21 protein-coding genes and 1 riboswitch are annotated in these 17,067 nt (G+C 37.1%); of the genes, 12 read left to right on the top strand and 9 right to left on the bottom strand.

All coding sequences use genetic code 11. The annotated features are described in order from the left end of the window. Nucleotides 1-3 precede the first annotated feature (3 nt). The 7 genes from porT to LC418_RS08540 all read left to right on the top strand — a co-directional run bounded on the left by porT (nucleotide 4) and on the right by LC418_RS08540 (nucleotide 5,434). Complete coding sequence (gene porT, locus LC418_RS08510; RefSeq protein ID WP_111957773.1) at nucleotides 4-786, top strand: type IX secretion/gliding motility protein PorT/SprT; 783 nt, start codon at nucleotides 4-6, stop codon at nucleotides 784-786. A gap of 140 nt (nucleotides 787-926) precedes the next feature. Then, a complete protein-coding gene (locus LC418_RS08515; protein WP_111957771.1) occupies nucleotides 927-1,229 on the top strand; it encodes a hypothetical protein in 303 nt (100 codons plus the stop codon). Next, nucleotides 1,229-1,516, top strand: a complete 288-nt coding sequence (locus LC418_RS08520; protein WP_111957769.1) for a cell division protein ZapA — start codon at nucleotides 1,229-1,231, stop codon at nucleotides 1,514-1,516. The genes LC418_RS08515 and LC418_RS08520 overlap by 1 nt, the downstream gene beginning before the upstream one ends. A 229-nt stretch (nucleotides 1,517-1,745) precedes the next feature. Beyond that, nucleotides 1,746-3,314, top strand: coding sequence for a ribonuclease Y (gene rny / locus LC418_RS08525; RefSeq protein WP_111957767.1), 1,569 nt, complete (start codon nucleotides 1,746-1,748; stop codon nucleotides 3,312-3,314). Between the two features lie 73 nt (nucleotides 3,315-3,387). Then, on the top strand, nucleotides 3,388-4,629 hold the full coding sequence (locus LC418_RS08530; protein WP_111957765.1) for an MFS transporter: 1,242 nt from the start codon (nucleotides 3,388-3,390) through the stop codon (nucleotides 4,627-4,629). 144 nt (nucleotides 4,630-4,773) lie between these two features. After that, nucleotides 4,774-4,959 carry a hypothetical protein gene (locus LC418_RS08535; RefSeq protein WP_111957763.1) on the top strand — a complete coding sequence of 62 codons (186 nt, stop codon included), beginning with the start codon at nucleotides 4,774-4,776 and terminating at the stop codon, nucleotides 4,957-4,959. Nucleotides 4,960-5,263: 304 nt separating this feature from the next. Then, complete coding sequence (locus LC418_RS08540; RefSeq protein ID WP_167409428.1) at nucleotides 5,264-5,434, top strand: hypothetical protein; 171 nt, start codon at nucleotides 5,264-5,266, stop codon at nucleotides 5,432-5,434. A gap of 292 nt (nucleotides 5,435-5,726) precedes the next feature. On the opposite strand, the gene LC418_RS08545 is transcribed toward LC418_RS08540, so the two are convergent. The 5 genes from LC418_RS08545 to LC418_RS08565 all read right to left on the bottom strand — a co-directional run bounded on the left by LC418_RS08545 (nucleotide 5,727) and on the right by LC418_RS08565 (nucleotide 10,831). Then, a complete protein-coding gene (locus tag LC418_RS08545) occupies nucleotides 5,727-6,662 on the bottom strand; it encodes a YeiH family protein (protein ID WP_223558759.1) in 936 nt (311 codons plus the stop codon). Nucleotides 6,663-7,062: 400 nt separating this feature from the next. Beyond that, nucleotides 7,063-7,941 (bottom strand): LysR family transcriptional regulator, encoded by an 879-nt coding sequence (locus LC418_RS08550; protein ID WP_223558760.1) that lies wholly within the window; start codon nucleotides 7,939-7,941, stop codon nucleotides 7,063-7,065. Between the two features lie 133 nt (nucleotides 7,942-8,074). Beyond that, nucleotides 8,075-9,379, bottom strand: coding sequence for a voltage-gated chloride channel family protein (locus tag LC418_RS08555; protein ID WP_223558761.1), 1,305 nt, complete (start codon nucleotides 9,377-9,379; stop codon nucleotides 8,075-8,077). A 31-nt stretch (nucleotides 9,380-9,410) separates the two neighbouring features. Further along, a riboswitch (Fluoride riboswitch) is annotated at nucleotides 9,411-9,478 on the bottom strand. A gap of 18 nt (nucleotides 9,479-9,496) precedes the next feature. Further along, entirely contained in the window at nucleotides 9,497-10,360 is an 864-nt protein-coding gene (locus tag LC418_RS08560; protein ID WP_223558762.1) for a sugar phosphate isomerase/epimerase family protein, read from the bottom strand. A gap of 3 nt (nucleotides 10,361-10,363) precedes the next feature. After that, the gene (locus LC418_RS08565; RefSeq protein ID WP_111957755.1) at nucleotides 10,364-10,831 is read right to left on the bottom strand and encodes an acyl-CoA thioesterase; all 468 of its coding nucleotides are present in this window, start codon (nucleotides 10,829-10,831) and stop codon (nucleotides 10,364-10,366) included. A 121-nt stretch (nucleotides 10,832-10,952) separates the two neighbouring features. Here LC418_RS08565 and LC418_RS08570 point away from each other — a divergent pair, with 121 nt between their 5' ends. Then, nucleotides 10,953-11,309, top strand: a complete 357-nt coding sequence (locus tag LC418_RS08570; protein WP_111957753.1) for an arsenate reductase family protein — start codon at nucleotides 10,953-10,955, stop codon at nucleotides 11,307-11,309. 208 nt (nucleotides 11,310-11,517) lie between these two features. After that, entirely contained in the window at nucleotides 11,518-11,700 is a 183-nt protein-coding gene (locus LC418_RS08575; RefSeq protein WP_223558763.1) for a hypothetical protein, read from the top strand. Nucleotides 11,701-11,759: 59 nt separating this feature from the next. Here the strand turns inward: LC418_RS08575 and gcvT are convergent, their stop codons facing one another. From gcvT to LC418_RS08595, 4 genes are all read right to left on the bottom strand, one after another. Further along, nucleotides 11,760-12,836: a glycine cleavage system aminomethyltransferase GcvT gene (gcvT, locus tag LC418_RS08580; RefSeq protein WP_223558764.1), complete on the bottom strand. Its 1,077-nt coding sequence runs from the start codon at nucleotides 12,834-12,836 to the stop codon at nucleotides 11,760-11,762. A 9-nt stretch (nucleotides 12,837-12,845) separates the two neighbouring features. Beyond that, nucleotides 12,846-13,316: a hypothetical protein gene (locus LC418_RS08585; RefSeq protein WP_223558765.1), complete on the bottom strand. Its 471-nt coding sequence runs from the start codon at nucleotides 13,314-13,316 to the stop codon at nucleotides 12,846-12,848. Nucleotides 13,317-13,319: 3 nt separating this feature from the next. Further along, complete coding sequence (gene idi / locus LC418_RS08590; RefSeq protein WP_223558766.1) at nucleotides 13,320-13,829, bottom strand: isopentenyl-diphosphate Delta-isomerase; 510 nt, start codon at nucleotides 13,827-13,829, stop codon at nucleotides 13,320-13,322. Nucleotides 13,830-14,017: 188 nt separating this feature from the next. Next, the gene (locus LC418_RS08595; RefSeq protein WP_223558767.1) at nucleotides 14,018-14,863 is read right to left on the bottom strand and encodes an AraC family transcriptional regulator; all 846 of its coding nucleotides are present in this window, start codon (nucleotides 14,861-14,863) and stop codon (nucleotides 14,018-14,020) included. A gap of 112 nt (nucleotides 14,864-14,975) precedes the next feature. Between LC418_RS08595 and LC418_RS08600 the strand changes: the two genes are divergently transcribed. The 3 genes from LC418_RS08600 (at nucleotide 14,976) to LC418_RS08610 (ending at nucleotide 17,047) form a co-directional block, all read left to right on the top strand. Further along, nucleotides 14,976-15,392 carry a carboxymuconolactone decarboxylase family protein gene (locus tag LC418_RS08600; RefSeq protein WP_223558768.1) on the top strand — a complete coding sequence of 139 codons (417 nt, stop codon included), beginning with the start codon at nucleotides 14,976-14,978 and terminating at the stop codon, nucleotides 15,390-15,392. 191 nt (nucleotides 15,393-15,583) lie between these two features. Then, nucleotides 15,584-15,988 carry an LNS2 domain-containing protein gene (locus tag LC418_RS08605; RefSeq protein WP_111957741.1) on the top strand — a complete coding sequence of 135 codons (405 nt, stop codon included), beginning with the start codon at nucleotides 15,584-15,586 and terminating at the stop codon, nucleotides 15,986-15,988. A 99-nt stretch (nucleotides 15,989-16,087) separates the two neighbouring features. Next, nucleotides 16,088-17,047 carry an NAD(P)-dependent oxidoreductase gene (locus tag LC418_RS08610; protein WP_223558769.1) on the top strand — a complete coding sequence of 320 codons (960 nt, stop codon included), beginning with the start codon at nucleotides 16,088-16,090 and terminating at the stop codon, nucleotides 17,045-17,047. Nucleotides 17,048-17,067 lie beyond the last annotated feature (20 nt).

The raw sequence follows: 17,067 nt of genomic DNA on the forward strand, positions 1-17,067 counted from the left end.
CCTATGAATAAATTTCTATTAAGAGCACTGGTTTTAGCCTCAGTTAATATTGCAGTTTTTGCAGATGCGCAATTCAGAACCCGAAACAGAATGGATAAGTTGGAAGACTTTGACGAGCAGAAATTCAGTTGGGGTTTTTATTTGAACGGCAACAGGCTAGACTACCGTATCGTCCTACATCCAAGATATGGTGCGGAAGGTAATCAGAATCTTGTTAAATCTAAAGAAAGCTACAGTTTCGGGGCCGGTTTGATCGCCAAATGGAGACTGAATGATTATCTGGATTTAAGATTGGAACCAGGCTTGCAATTTGCTCAAAGGCAGTTGACTTTCAATACCCAGTCCAATGACCAGTATGCTGCTGGAACATTAACGAATCCACCTTTTACTCCAATTCCTTTAACAGAAAAAGACAAAGTAAGAGAGATTAAATCTACATTGGTAGACGTTCCTGTACTATTGGAACTTCACGGCAACAGATGGTACAATTCCAGACCCTATATTGCAGCAGGGGTGAACTATGTGGTGAATCTTCAGTCCAATTCGGATTCTGAAGATGACAACATGCAGCAGGTTTTCAGATCTACAACGCATAACTTTGCGTGGTCTGCAGAAATGGGAATCCAGTTTTATTTCAACAAATTTAAACTGACTCCGGCTATCAGAGGAACATTCTTCATGAATAACGAGAAAGTGGCAGATAATGCAACAACGCCTCCATATTGGGCAACTGCAATGTCTACACTTCAGACAAGAGCTGTAATGTTTGTTCTGAAATTCGAATAAGAAAATATACATTAGAAATACAAAGGAGGTGCTGGTGCATCTCCTTTTTTTCGTGTCCAATCAAAATATAGAGACTTTTATTTTTGTTACTGTTATTATTTTTTTACTTTTGCTATTAGTTAGAATATAGAAAACCTGAAATGCTTCAAGATTTAGAAAATAATTTTTCAGAATTAGAGAAAAAGATTTTGCTTTTACAAAAGAACTATAAAAATCTTACTGAAAGACTATCTGAATTAACTGTTGAGCATGAAGAGCTGAAAACGAAATATGATGAGGAAAGAAGAAGAAATCAGGTATTAGCAGAAGAACAAAAAAATATAAAACTTTATTCAGCAATATCAGGAAATCCTGAACACAACAGATTAATGAAAAACCATATCAACAGATTGGTAAAAGAAATTGATTTCTGTATTGCGCAGCTTCAAAACAGTGGATTATAATGGATGTAAGAAGAATAACCATCAACATTGCAGGAAGGGTGTATCCGCTGAACGTACCGGCCGCAGAGGAAGAAACTCTGCGTAAAGTAGGAAAGCAGATTGAAAGTATGATTAAAGATTTTGAACAGAACTTCGATGTAAGAGATAAACAGGATGCTTTGGCTATGTGTGCCCTGAAACTGGGAACCAACGCTGAAGTAGTTTCTCTTAACTACGAAAAAAATATAAATTCTACCAACGAAAGATTAGTGCAGATTAATCAGTCGTTGAATGAAATTGGGAAATAGATTTTTTTCCCCATCAGACTGCCTACAATAATTCTAACACATTTAAGGTAAACTCAACGCTAAACAATTACCGAGCAAATGTCCGCTGAATGGCGTGCCGGGTCTCCCGGATTACAGACAGAGGAAATCAGTTCAAATCGTGTTGATTAGGAGTTTACTCTCAATCCCTGAATTGTTGTAGGTTTTTTTTATTTAATAAGTGTAAGACAATTAAAACTCAATATATATTATGACAACAGCCATTATAGTCGGCGTTATTTGCTTAGTTGTAGGAGCAGTGATAGGGATTCTTTTCTCTAAAAGCTCGCTGAATACCAAAGCAAAATTTATTGTAGATGATGCAAAGAAAAATGCCGAAAACCTTATAGAAAAAGCAAATGTTCAAGCTGAATCCATAAAGAAAGAAAAGAATCTACAGGCCAAAGAAAAATTTTTGGAACTGAAATCCCAGCATGATGCGGATATCCAATCCCGCGAAAAAAAAATGCAGGAGATTGAAAAGAGAATTAAAGACAAGGAGCACAAGCTTAATGATGAGCTTAGCAAGACCGGAAAACTTGAAAAGGACCTGGACAAGCAAATTGCAGATTACGCTAAGAAAAACGAGATCTTAGACAGAAAACAGCAGGAACTGGATGTGGCTACTACTAAGAAAGTAGAGATTCTTGAAAAAATCGCCAATTATACAGCAGAAGAAGCTAAAGCAGAATTGGTGGAAACCATGAAGGCAGAAGCTAAAACAAGAGCTCAGGCACACGTTCAGGGAATCATGGAAGAAGCACAATTAAATGCTAAGAACGAAGCCAGAAAAATTGTTATCCAGACGATCCAGAGAATCGGAACCGAGCAGGCAATCGAAAATTCAGTATCAGTTTTCAATATTGAATCAGATGAAGTAAAAGGAAGAATCATTGGTAGAGAAGGTAGAAACATCCGTGCCTTAGAAGCGGTGACAGGGGTTGAAATTATTGTTGATGATACTCCGGAAGCTATTCTTCTTTCATGCTTTGACCCGGTAAGAAGAGAAATTGCAAGATTATCCCTTCACAGATTGGTAACGGATGGAAGAATTCACCCGGCAAGAATCGAAGAAGTAGTAGAAAAAACAAGAAAACAGATCGAAGAAGAAATTATTGAAGTAGGAAAAAGAACAATCATTGATCTTGGAATCCATGGATTGCACCCGGAACTGATCAAGATTGTAGGTAGAATGAAATACCGTTCTTCTTACGGACAAAACCTTTTACAGCACTCAAGAGAAGTAGCAAATATTGCTGCAACAATGGCTGCAGAATTAGGATTAAATGTAAAATTAGCCAAAAGAGCAGGTCTTTTACACGATATCGGTAAAGTGCCTGAGCAGGAGTCTGAACTTCCTCACGCTTTATTAGGAATGCAGTGGGCTGAAAAATATGGTGAAAATGCAGAAGTTGTTAATGCAATCGGAGCTCACCACGACGAAATTGAAATGAAGTCACTGTTATCACCGATCATCCAGGTGGCCGATGCCATCTCAGGAGCAAGACCGGGAGCAAGAAGACAGGTACTTGAATCTTATATTCAGAGACTGAAAGATCTTGAATCTGCAGCACTAAGCTTCGACGGCGTATCAAGCGCTTACGCGATCCAGGCTGGTAGAGAACTGAGAGTAATGGTAGAAAGTGGAAAAGTAAGTGATGAAGTAGCCAATCAGCTATCTTATGACATCTCTGAAAAGATCCAGAATGAACTGACGTATCCGGGACAGGTAAAAGTAACGGTAATCAGAGAAACAAGAGCTGTGAATATTGCAAGATAATAGCAGGATCAAGATATTTAATAAAAACCTTTCAAGAGATTGAAAGGTTTTTTATTTTTATCAAAACTTAAAAATGCAAGAACTGTCTTTGTCTTCAAAACTGAAGTACATCTTTTCAATCCCCGTTATTATTTCAGCCTTAGGCTATTTTGTAGATATCTATGATCTGCTGTTATTCGGTATCGTAAGAATTCCGAGTTTAAAAGCTTTAGGCCTGAATCCCGATGCCGACGGAACCTTTATACTGAACTGCCAGATGGTAGGACTTCTTATCGGTGGGGTTTTCTGGGGAATTTTTGGAGATAAAAAAGGAAGACTGTCCGTACTTTTCGGGTCTATCTTAGTATACTCTCTTGCCAATATCGCATGTGGATTTTTGCCCTATTTTCCCAAAGAGCATCTGGTATACCAATATGCGGGTTTAAGATTTATCGCGGGAATAGGGCTGGCAGGAGAGCTTGGAGCCGGAATTACCCTGGTTTCTGAAAGCCTGCCAAAGAGCCTGCGGGCGATAGGGACTTCAGTAGTAGCCGGTTTCGGATTAATGGGAGCTGTAGTGGCTCAGCTTACTGTAGAACTGGCCGGGGGATGGAATATTTCATACATTATTGGCGGAATTATGGGTATCATGTTGTTGATTTTAAGAGTAAGCGTTTCAGAGTCAGGAATTTATAAAAATATAGAGCATAAAAGCGTCTCCAAAGGAAATTTTCTTTCCTTCTTTACCAACAAAGAGCGTTTGACCAGATATCTCAAATGCATAGCAGTAGGTCTGCCTACATGGTATTGTATAGGCATTCTGGCAGTTTTAGCCAATCAATTTGCCCCTGAATTAGGAATAAAGGATTTGAACCCGGGAAAGGCTATTATGTGGGCCTATGTGGGTATTTCTGTTGGTGATCTGATGAGCGGTTTTATTTCCCATGCATTGAAATCCCGGAAAATGGCTATTTTTTATATGCTGTTGTTTACCATAATAGGAGTGGCGATCATGTTGTTTGGAAATACCAATACAGAAACAAAATACTATATGTTCTGTGTCTGGTTAGGTCTAGGTACAGGTTATTGGGCAATGTTTGTGACATTGGCCGCAGAACAGTTCGGGACCAATATCAGGAATACGGCAACCACTACTGTTCCCAATATGGTAAGAGGTCTGGTGCCCGTAATGATCCTGGCATTTGATCTGCTGAAAAATAATTTTACTGTCATTATAAGTGCTGCAATTGTAGGAATTGTTGTATTCGGACTGGCTTTTTATTCCTCGCTGACCATATCAGAAACGCATGATAAAGACCTGGAATTTATTGAATAATATAACAGTTTTAACAAAAATTGTCTTTTTTTAAGTGCAATGAAATAAATAAATTAACATTTTATTGTGTTTTAGATAATCATTAATTGTTTACTTTTGAAAGTAAAGGAATTTAATTCTATTGTTTAATTAAAATCAAACATCATGTCACACGAAATTTTTAAAAAAGCAAAAAAGTTAAGAAAAGATGACCTTAAAAACATTATAGGCGGAGTTGGTGGAGTAATCACTCCGGATCTTTCACAATGTGGCTGTAGCTGTACAGGTGCAGTGACAGGTCCGTCTTATTGTGTAAAGTATAAAAAATGTCTGCAGGTAATCACCTGTTAATAAAACATTTCAGTAAAACCTTTCGATCAATTGAAAGGTTTTATTTATTAACGCTTAAGAATTCCCAAAACAAAAGTTCTGTTGTCATTCTCTTGAACAGTTGTATGGCAGGTTGAAAGAACCGGATAATAAATTGTTTAATAAATGGTAACCGGTATTATTCCGCTTATAACGTAATAAAACTAATGAAATCAACGCATTATTAAAATTTTAATTAAATTATGTTGCGAATAATTAATATTTGTTTAACTTTGGAAAGTAACTAAATTATATCGTTTAATCCCAAATCAAATCATTCGACACTATGAAAAATGCTAAGAAATTAAAAAAAGCAGATCTAAAGAACATTATTGGAGGAATCAGTGGAAACCCTGATTTATCACTTTGCGGATGCAGCTGCTCAGGTTCTGTAACCGGGCCTTGGTACTGTGTACAGTATATAGGATGCCCGCAGGTTTATAACTGTCTTGATTAAGCCAGTTTAAGACTTATTTCAGTAAGAAATAAACATTTCCACATTTAATACGCAAAAGCCTTTTGGACCTTCCAAAAGGTTTTTGTTATTTAAAAATTAGGTGAATATGACTCAGAAACATTTAACTTTAGTGACAGTTCCACTCTGAACTTTTATGCATTTGTTTCAAAACGGAAAAACTACAACAATTTCTATCAGTTAAGATATTTAAAGTTTTTCACACTTAATAATACTCATAAACATCTGTGAAATCCGTGGTTAAAAATAATAAACCCAAAAAAACTAAAAAAAATCAGCTGATAATGTAAAGCAAGCTTCCCACACTTATAACAATCCATAAGATAACAGCTACAGCCAACGGCTTAATCCCTATTGTTTTTAAAGTCCGGATCGACAGAGTAGAACCGATAAAGAATAAAGTAAGATTCAGTCCAGATTTTGCCACGGCAGTTACAGAACCACTGAAAAGATCAAAAACCGGAAAATAAGTATTCAATAGTATAGCAAGAATGAACCAGCCTATAAACCACGGTATTTTTACCTTTGATTCTTTGTTTTTAAAAATAAACATCGTAATTACTGAAACCGGGATGATCCATAAAGCACGTGCCAGCTTTACCGTTGTCGCGATTTTTAAAGCCTCATTTCCATACTTTCCAGCGGCTCCTACCACAGAACTGGTATCATGGATCCCTATGGCGCACCAGAGTCCGAACTGCTCCTGCGAAAGTTGCAGCAGATGCCCAATTGCAGGATAAATAAATAAAGCCACCGAATTCAATGTAAAAATAATGGCAAGTCCCAAAGAAATTTCTTTTGTGCTGGGCTTTATGATAGGAGAAACAGCTGCAATGGCACTTCCGCCACAAATGGCTGTTCCTGCAGAGATCAGGTAGGAAAGTTTTTTCTCAAGCTTGAATACTTTTCCCAGAACATATCCAAAAATCATCACCGTGAGAATGCTCACAACCGTCAAAAAGAATCCTGTTTTTCCTGCCTGAAGCGCTTCATCCAGCTTAAGTCCGAAACCCAGTCCAACAATGGAAATCTGAAGAAGCAGATGAATGTATTTGTGCAGATGCTGCTCAAACGGATTCCCTATAAAAATAGCAATACCAAAGCCTAAGGCCAGAGCTATGGGAGAAGAAATTAGTGGAGTAAGGCATATAACGGCAAGCAGAATAAAAACAGCTTTTCGTATTCTTTCATTTTGGAAAAAGTCTTTCATAAAATAAGTTTTGAAATCAGACTCCAAAATTCCGGAATATAGTATTACAAAATAAATCGTATTTTATTATAGTGGATAACTTTTGGTTATGTTTTAAATGAGAAAGTTTGAGAGTAATGGGGTTGTGATTCCTAGAGTTTTTAGAGTAAATGAGTTGAGAAGTGTTGTCAGTTGCTGGTTACTGGTTCGTGGTAGTTAAGTTAACGAGTTATCATCTGATGTATCTGATATCTAGCATCTTGATTCTTGGTTCTTGGCTCTTAATTCTTTTCTACAATCATAAAATTGACCATTCACTTGCGAAGCAAAATTAATCTTTGACATCTATCCCGTCTAAAATCCAAATAAAGACTGTAGTTTAAACTGCAATCTCTAATCCCTAAAACCTGCCATCTGCTCCCTAACTCCTTACAAATCTCAGAAAAAGCTTAATCATTTCAGACTGATCCCCTTTCGGAAGAATGAAATGAAAATTCCTCTCAATGCTGAAGTTTTTAATATCAACAATAGTCAGGCTATTGTTCTTTAATTCATTCAAAATAGTGCTGATGGAGAGGAATGCCATACAATCTGAGTGTAAAAGGTAATTCTTGATGCTCTCACTGCTTCCCAGCTGCATGACGGTATTCAGCTTTTCGATGTTGATTCCTTTTTCCTTTAAGCGGTTTTGGATGAATTCCTGGGTGCCGGAGCCCTGTTCCCGGAAGATCAGATTCAGATCATAAAGATCTTTTAAACTTAAGGTTTTATGAGCCCATGGATGTTCTGTTTTTGTTGTGAGAACAATTTCATCAGCCTTAAAAATTTTATAATCAAAAAAGGATGACTGGGATTCCCCTTCGATAATTCCCAAGTCGATCTTTCCTTCCTTCAGAAGTTCGGAAATAATCTCCGTATTATGAGCAATCAGTTCAATCTTAATATCCTTATAATAAGAGTTGAATTTGGCCAGTATTTCAGGTAAAACATACTGTGCAACGCTGGTGCTGGCTCCAATAATCAGTTTTCCCTTATGCTGTTCATTGATTTGACTGATTTCAAATTCCAGATCACGATACATATTCCGGATCTTTTCTGCATATTCATATAAAATTTTTCCACTTTGGGTAAGCTGTACCGAAGTTCCTTTCCTGTCAAACAGTTTGGTGCCCATCTGACTTTCAATTTCTTTGATATGCTTGGTAACGGCCGGCTGTGAAATATGAAGTTCTTCAGAAGCTTTAGTAAAACTCAGTCTGGATGCAGCTGTATGAAAAACTTTTAATCTGTAGTCAAACATTTTTATTATGAACTTGTAATAACAAACTTAGTAAAATTATGCGGGGTTTTAAGGTTGAGAGTTTGAGTGTTTTGCTGAGAACTTTTAGTAGAAGCAAACCTCTAACACATATACGCTAAAATTCTCAAACTTTTCATAAATCTGAAATAGACCTGTCCCGGTGGCTTTCATACCGTCTGTTCTTTGCTTCCCCGATTTTCTGCTTTGTATAAATGCTGTGGTGCCCGGAAAACAGATAAGAAACAACACAGGCAATAGCTATATAAACACCGCTTTCTGCTCCGAATAGCTCGATTCCCATCAGCATAGAGGCCAGTGGAGTATTGGTTGCTCCAGCGAACACAGCGACAAAACCCATTCCGGCCAGAAGACCAAAAGGTAATGGAATAAACAGAGAGAGAGCACTTCCGAGAGTTGCACCGATAAAGAATAGAGGAGTTACTTCACCACCTTTAAACCCTGCTGAAAGAGTAACAAGAGTAAAGATCACTTTTAAAGCAAAATCATAGAACGGAAGCGGTTTTTCGAAAGATTCAACAATGACAGGTATTCCTAATCCGATATATCTTGTGGTTCCCATGGTAAAAACAGCCAAAGCAACAATAATTCCCCCAACTACAGGACGGAATGGCGGATATTTGATCTTAGATTTAAAAAAGGAACCCGCCCAATGGAGGATTCTGCTAAAGCCTGCAGAACAGATCCCGAAGGCAATTCCGGCTAAAATACTGTACAAAACAGGTAAGAATTCCAGTTTCGGAATGAGATCTATATGATAATGAGTATGTTTTATATTCCAAAGATTGGTAACCAGATCTGCAAGAATTGCTGATGCAAAAGCCGGGAAAATAGCGTTATACCGTATTCTTCCGATCAGGAAAACTTCAAGCCCGAAAACTGCACCAGCCAAAGGGGTTCCGAAAATAGACCCGAAACCTGCTGCAATTGCGGCAATGAGAAGAATTTTTCGTTCACTTTTGTCAAGCTTAAAAGGTTTACTGAGCTGGTCTGCCATAGCTCCCGCCATCTGAAGGGCAGTTCCTTCCCGGCCGGCAGAACCCCCGAAGAAATGCGTAACCATGGTCCCCAGATATACAAAAGGAGCCATTTTAAACGGAATAATCTCTTTCGGATCATGAATATTGCCAATCAGCAAATTGTTTCCTGCTTCTACATCCTTGCCGTAGTAATAATAAAGGAGGCCAATAAGAAGACCGGCAACTGGAAGCAGGGCAATGAGCCAGATGTGATTTTCCCTGAAGTTGGTTGCCCATTCCAGAGACTGCAAAAATCCAGCAGAAGCTGTTCCCACTAAAGCACCAATAATAATACTGATGCAAAGCCATTTTGAAATATAGGGCAAGGCAGGATACCGTCTGAAAAAGTATTGAATATTAAAAATTACTTTTCTATGTAGTTTTGTTTGTGATTTTGACATAATTATCCTGATCAGTTATTGGTTAATAATCTCTTAATCAGGCGTCATCAGCTTCTGTAAAGCGGTTGGGTAAGGAAGAGCACCATTTCCTTTTGTTATGCAAATATAAGTATTATTTCAAAAAAAGTTATTTTCAAGAATATATTTTTTGCTTATCCGGATGCTTTCGAAAATATCTTTATCGCTGGAATCCTGTTCAAGGAACCAATGTTTCAAGCCTGCTTTTTCTTTCGCACTGAAAATCTTTTTGAAATCAATAAGTCCGTTTCCGATTTCTGTAAAATCTTTTGTACCGGCTTTCATGTCTTTCACATGCCATAGGGGAAAACGACCGGGATATTTTTCAAAATAAACCAGCGGATCAAGTCCGGCCTTTGAAATCCAGTATAAATCCATTTCCATTTTAACCAGGTCTGAAGAAGTGTTTTCCAGAATAAAATCATACACACTTTTATCATCTTCCAGTTTTTCAAATTCAAAATCATGGTTATGATAAGCAAACTGAATTCCTGCTTTTTGGGTTGCTTCGCCACATTTTTCAAATAACTCAGGAAGCTTTTTATAGTTTTCAACAGTTCTTTCTTCAGGAAAAAGATAAGAGCATACCATATATTCGGCACCAATAAAATGCAGATCCTCCACAGCTTTCTCCCAGCTGTACAATAAGGTTCCCCGGTCTTTATGGATAATTCCAGTAGTATGGTGCGAACTGATGACTTTTAAGCCGGTTTGTTTAAGAATAGTCTGAAACTCAGTTCTGCTTTTTCCAAAGAATGTACCATTGTATCCATAAATTTCCAGTTCTGTAAAACCTAAAGCAACAAGTTTTTCCAATGCTTTTTCAAGATTATCCGAAACAGCGTCCCGGATGGTATAAAGCTGAATGGCTAACGGTTTTTTACTGTTAATTTTGGAAATTCCACAGGAATATAAGCCCAGAAACCCTAATGACGAAAGTGTAATGAAATCTTTTCTTTGCATAGGTTATAAAAAAGGTTTCATTTCATCCTCAATCTGAGTTCTAAGGTTCATCAGGCGTTTTGCATACTCTTCCTGCTGTTTTTCCTCTTCCGTTTCAGGAACCCATGCCGGGACAGGAAGCTTTTTACCGTTTTCATCTACTGCCACAAAAACAATAATACAGTGCGTCTTCTTATCAAACGTAGGCTGCTTTAAGTTCCTTGAGAAAACATTGATTGAAATATGCATGCTCGATTTTCCGGTATAAATAACCTGTGCGTCAACTTTGACCACTTCCCCGATCTTGATAGGCTCATAGAAACGGATCCCGCCCACATAAACCGTTACGGAGTAATTTCCGCTCCATGTCGTGGCGCAGGCATAACCTGCCTGATCAATCCATTTCATAACGCTTCCTCCATGTACATTTCCTCCATAATTCACATCCGAAGGTTCTGAAATAAACTGAAAAGTAATAGGCTTGTTCTGCATCTTTATAAAATTTGAATAAAGTTATTTAATAATTTCCAGAATTTTAGATTAAATCCTACTTTTGGAAGGTAAAACTTCAATGAAGAAGGAAATTTAACCCATAACAGATTTAAAAGTAACAATGAAGAAAGTATTTTATCTCAATACATGTGATACATGCAGAAAAATTTTAGCACAGTTCGATCTTAAAGACTGGGAACTCCGTGAAATCAAAAAAGAACCGGTTACCAAAGAAGAACTGGCTGCTATGTATAAAAAAACAAAATCTTACGAAGCCTTGTTCAGTAAGAAATCCACACAGATCAAACTAAGAGGCCTGGATGCAAAATCTCTCGAAGAAAAAGACTTCAAAGACTTATTGCTTGACCATTATACATTTTTGAAGCGTCCCGTTTTTCTTACCGACAATGAAATTTTTGTAGGAAATGACAAGAAAAATGTTGAGGCTTTAAGAGAATTTTTTGGTGTTGAGGAATAATTTTCTTGATTAAAATACGGTTTTTAAGATCAAAAATGCTTTGACTCCGCTCAGCGTGACATTTCGAATACTATCTGTCTTTTTCACATTGTCATGCTGAGCGGAGTCGAAGCATTTTATTTTAAATTCTTTTATCTATATTTTGTGATTTATTTACAATGGTTTAATTATTAAATACTTATATTTATATTAACCAAAAAATAGTATCATGAAAAACTTTTTACAAACAAAGAATCTTAACAGATCAGCATTAAAAAAAATTAACGGAGGAATCAGGCCTGTTGTCAACTGTTATACGTTGTGTGGACCGGCTGGTGGTGTTATCTCCAATACACCGGGAGTAGGTGATGCCTGTACTCCGGACAGAATACTCTGCTGTATCTGTTACTAAGTACAAAAAAATAGGCTGTAATTCACTTACAGCCTATTTTTTTATGTTTTTTTGAACAATTATACAAAAGGAGCTTTCACTACTTTTGCAGGAATGTTCTTATTTCTTACCTGGATAAAGATCTCAGAACCCAGTTTGAAGTGAGGCTTGTCTACATAAGCCAGACCCAGACCGATTTTTTTCATTGGTGACTGTGTTCCTGATGTTACCTTTCCAATCACGTTTCCTTCAGCATCTACTACAGGGTAATCATGTCTTGGAACCCCTTTATCCTGAAGCTCAAAACCTACTAATTTCCTTGTAACACCTTCTTCCTTTTGTTTTGCAAATGTATCTTTAGAAACAAAATCCTTATCGAATTTTGTGATCCATCCTAATCCTGCTTCAATAGGAGAAGTAGTATCATCAATATCATTCCCGTAAAGGCAGAACCCTTTTTCCAGTCTTAAAGTATCTCTTGCAGCAAGTCCGGCAGGAATAATACCTTCCGCTTCACCTGCATTGATGATCGCATCCCAAAGCTGTTCAGCATTTTCATTGTTGAAGTAGATCTCAAAACCTCCGCTTCCTGTATATCCCGTGTTTGAAATGATCACATTGCTTACTCCGTCAACGCTTCCTACTGTAAAGCTGTAGTAAGGGATCTCAGAAAGATTGGTTTCTGTAAGCTTCTGTAAGATTTCCGTAGCTCTAGGACCCTGAACAGCTAATAATGACATCTCATCAGATGCATTAGTCATTTTAGCCCCAAAAGTGTTGTATTTTGATATATGATTCCAGTCCTTCTCAATATTCGACGCGTTTACCACCACAAAATATTTGTCGTCTTCCATTTTGTAAACAATAAGATCGTCCACGATGCCTCCATTTTCATTAGGAAGGCAAGAATATTGAGCTTTTCCGTTTTCCAGGGCATCTACATTGTTTGTCGTAACAAACTGTAAAAGGTCTTTAGATCCAGGTCCCTCAATAAAAAACTGTCCCATGTGTGAAACGTCAAACAATCCTGCTTTTTCTCTTACGGCAAAATGTTCTTCCGTTACACCAGAATATTGTACAGGCATTTCAAAACCTGCAAAAGGTACGATTTTAGCGCCCAAAGAAACGTGTTTATCGTATAAGGCTGTTTTCTTCATGTTTAATTTTTATTTCTTTATTTTAAAGCTGTTGAAAGTTTCGTTAAAAAGGTTCATATAATTTCCGTTCCAGAATTTCTGGCCACAATTGATGGAAACCAGGTACAGATTCTTTTCCTTCTGGAAAGCCCTGGTGATCCAGAAAAGTTTGTCTTTTTCGTCAAAATACTCGTAAGAATATTCTGTGTATCCTTTTCTGCCTTTGCTTTCCTTTATTTTGCTTTCCGAATCTTCAGATTTATAAAGAGCCAGGATGAATTTTTTCATTTCTGCTTTCGGAAGATTCAGGTCGTGGTATTCTGAAATGGTAATGGCTCCGATCTCATTGTCAGGGAAAATATTGACAATATCGTTGTCATTGATAGATTTCCAGCCTTCAGGAACATTAATCGTATAGCCGGGACTGTCATACACTTTTGCTTTTTGGGCAAAAAACAGACTTGCCGATAAAAAAGCGGATACGAGTGCTATTTTTTTCATCAGTTAAAAATGGTGTTTATATTCTTCAAGGATGATTTTGAACCACTCTGTGAAATTTTCAGGAGCTTTCATTATTTCTTTATCAAGGTTTTCCATGGAAATAAATCTTACTTCTTCCACTTCGTCCTGATTTAAATTGAAATCAGCTTCATAATTTCCTACAAATACATGGTCTAGTTCATGTTCCCAAAGTCCGCCTCCTACATCTGCTTTATAGATAAAATTGAATTTTTCCGAAAGCTCCGTTTCGATTCCGAGTTCTTCTTTTAATCTGCGTTTGGCAGCTTCAAGATAGGTTTCATTTTCTCTTGGATGAGAGCATACTGCATTAGTCCACTGTTTGGGAGAATGGTATTTTCCCGGTGCCCTTTTTTGAAGGAGCATTTCGCCTTTGCTGTTGAACAAAAACACAGAAAATGCACGGTGCAGAAGACCGTTGATGTGAGCCTGCTGCTTTTCCATAAGGCCCAGAACTTCATCTTCGGGATTTACTAAAACTACAAATTCTTCCATTTCTACAAATGTAAGCCTAATAAATGTATTTTGAAAATTTTTGGATAAACATCATATGATATACGGCGAGGAGCAAAGGTGAAAATATCCACAACCTGATTTCGGTCTAAAAATAATGAAGAATTGCTCTGAAAGAGAGAGCGGGAGGAAGTTGTTTTCTCAGATTTCAATAATTGTCGCTGGCTTTCTTATCTTATCAAAATTTTCTCTTTTCTTAAAACGGATGAAGTAACCCCGAAATGTTTTTTCAGAGATTTGTTTAAATGACTGCTGTCCGTAAACCCAAGGCTCCATGCAATTTCCTGGAAAGGTGCCTCCGTATATTGTATTCTGTTGACCGCTATCTGAAGCTTTGTTTTCTGAATATATTCCTTTAATGGTTCATGGGCATTTCTTTTAAAATATTCGCTGAAATACTTTTTAGAAATGTTAAACTTCTCTGAAAGATAGACAACCGATAATTTTTTTTCATCAATAATATTCTGATTGATATGCTGAATGATGTCTGCAAATTTATCATCACTTTTTTTGTATACATGATGGGATGCCGTTAATTTTGAACTTATTATGGTTAATATGGATGCTAATGTATTGGCAATTAAGGTTTCCGAATACTCCGATCCCTGTTCTTTTTCGAGCTGTATGATTTCAAATAACCTCTTTACCTGGCGTTTGTCTTTTTCGTCATTGAAATAGAGACCCGTATTGAAATCATAAAATCCAATAATATAATTAAGCTTACTGTACCATTGTAAATAATCTATAGAGGTGTTTTTAAGGTTTTTGAAATAATGTTCCGTAAACCGGATAAAGAAAAAAGTAGTAGGCTCCGAAATTTTGTAGGCATGGCATTTAGAGTGGGGCAAAAGGAAAAAATCATTTTTTTCATAGGCTTTAGTTTGATATTCTATACTTTGAGTTCCTTTCCCCTCCAGGATAAATACCAGTTCGAAAAAACTGTTTTTGCGGAATCTGTCTTTCCATTCAGTAAGTTCGGCTGTTTCGATTTCAATAAGTTCTTGAATATGGTCCATGCTTTCTGCCAGGCTTGATACGGCAAAATTAGATCTTTTATTTTTACTTATTTATCCAATTTTTATACTCTTTCAGAAGCAGCTGTACTTCTAACTTTGTCAAAAAAAAGAAATGGACTATAAAGAGATTTCAAAAAAAACGGTAGGCTATCTGTATCAGGCTCACTCAAGCATTAGAACTTCAGAAATGGACAATACACTCATTGCCTTGGCTGAATTAAGAATATCCCAGTTGAACGGATGTTCCTATTGCTGCAGTTTTCATGCTAATGAATTAAGAGAAATGGGAATGGAATTATCTTTAATAGATAAAATACCGGGGTACAAACATTCTGTTTCATTTAGTTCGAAGCAGGTTTTGGTACTAAGATGGGCGGATGCTGTGACAGGCCTGACCGAAGACATGGAGGTCTTACTTGAAGAATTAAAAAAAGAGTTCTCAGAAAAAGAGATTGTAGAACTCACTTCCAGCATTTCCTTAATGAACGCTTTGAACCGTTTGCGGATTAGTCTGGGAGATAAGTTTTAAGCATGTCATTTTTCATTTCAGGTTATCTTAACATTAAAAACAGAATAAAATTAACTACAGCTAGATTAATGACAAAGTATTGTTAATTTTATTCATTAAATAGCATTTTTTACAGTGTATTTTCAATATATACCAAATTTGATATTGAGCTTCGAGGTAAAAGCCGTAACTTTGCATTTCAAATTTTAATGATGGAGTTAGAATATAAAGAGCATATAAGTCCTATTTTGAAGGACGGGGTAAAAAATTACTTAATAGATATCGACGGTACCATTACAGATGATGTCCCGAATGAAGAACCTGAAAGAATGGTTACCTGCGAACCTTATCCTGATGCACTTGAAACCATCAACAAATGGTATGACGAGGGACATCAGATTTGTTTTTTCACTTCAAGAACGGAAAATCTGAAACAGATCACCATCGACTGGCTGGATAAGAATGGCTTCAAGTACCACAGTGTACTCTGCGGAAAACCAAGAGGAGGAAATTACCACTGGATAGATAACCATCTGGTAAGAGCTACAAGATACAAAGGCAGATTCACAGACCTTGTAGAAAAGCAGGTTACCATTGAAGTTTTCAAAGAAGATTAAGAAAACATATACAGAGATTTAAAAATTGAATGATAAAAAGTGTACACACTGAAATTCTTTAATTTTTAAATCTCTTCACTTTTAATATCAATTGTATTTATGAAAGTTTTAGCAAACGACGGTCTGGATCAATCTGGAATTGATGCTCTGGCTGAGAAAGGTTTTGAAGTGATCACTGCAAAAGTCCCGCAGGAGTTTTTGGTGGATTACATTAATGAGCATAAGATCCGTGCCCTGTTGGTAAGGAGTGCCACACAGGTAAGAAAAGATATTATTGACGGATGCCCATCTATTGAGATTATCGGTAGAGGAGGTGTAGGAATGGATAATATCGATGTGGATTATGCAAGAGAAAAAGGAATTCATGTAATCAATACCCCTTCTGCTTCTTCAGAATCGGTTGCTGAGCTTGTTTTTGCCCATTTATTTTCCGGAGCGAGGTTCCTTCAGGATTCCAACAGAAAAATGCCTTTAGTAGGAGATACAGAATTTGCAAATCTTAAAAAAGCATATACTGCAGGTATCGAATTAAGAGGAAAGACCATCGGGATCATTGGAATGGGAAGAATAGGACAGGAAGTTGCCAGAATTGCCCTGGGACTTGGTATGAGAGTGATTGCAGCAGATAATAATGTAGGAAAAGCAAGCATAAAAGTGAAATTCTACAACAACCAGTTCATTAATGTAGATATAGAAACTGAACCGCTTCAGGATGTCCTGAAACATTCAGACTTCATTACCTTGCACGTACCGGCTCAGAAAGAGGGATACATGATCGGAAAAAATGAGTTTGATATTATGAAAAACGGTGTTGCCATTGTAAATTGCTCAAGAGGCGGTGTTATTGACGAATCGGCTTTAATTGCTGCATTGGATTCGGGGAAAGTAAAATTTGCAGGGTTGGATGTTTTCATCAATGAACCTACACCATCTAAAGAAATACTGAACCATTCGAAAATCTCTCTGACTCCACACACCGGCGCTTCTACTTTGGAAGCTCAGGACAGGATCGGGCTTTCTCTGGCGGAACAGATTTCAAGCATTTTACAGATTCAGTAATATGTGAACCCAATAAAATG

The sequence above is a fragment of the Chryseobacterium lathyri genome (genome assembly GCF_019970085.1).
In the GTDB taxonomy this organism is placed as follows: domain Bacteria; phylum Bacteroidota; class Bacteroidia; order Flavobacteriales; family Weeksellaceae; genus Chryseobacterium; species Chryseobacterium lathyri.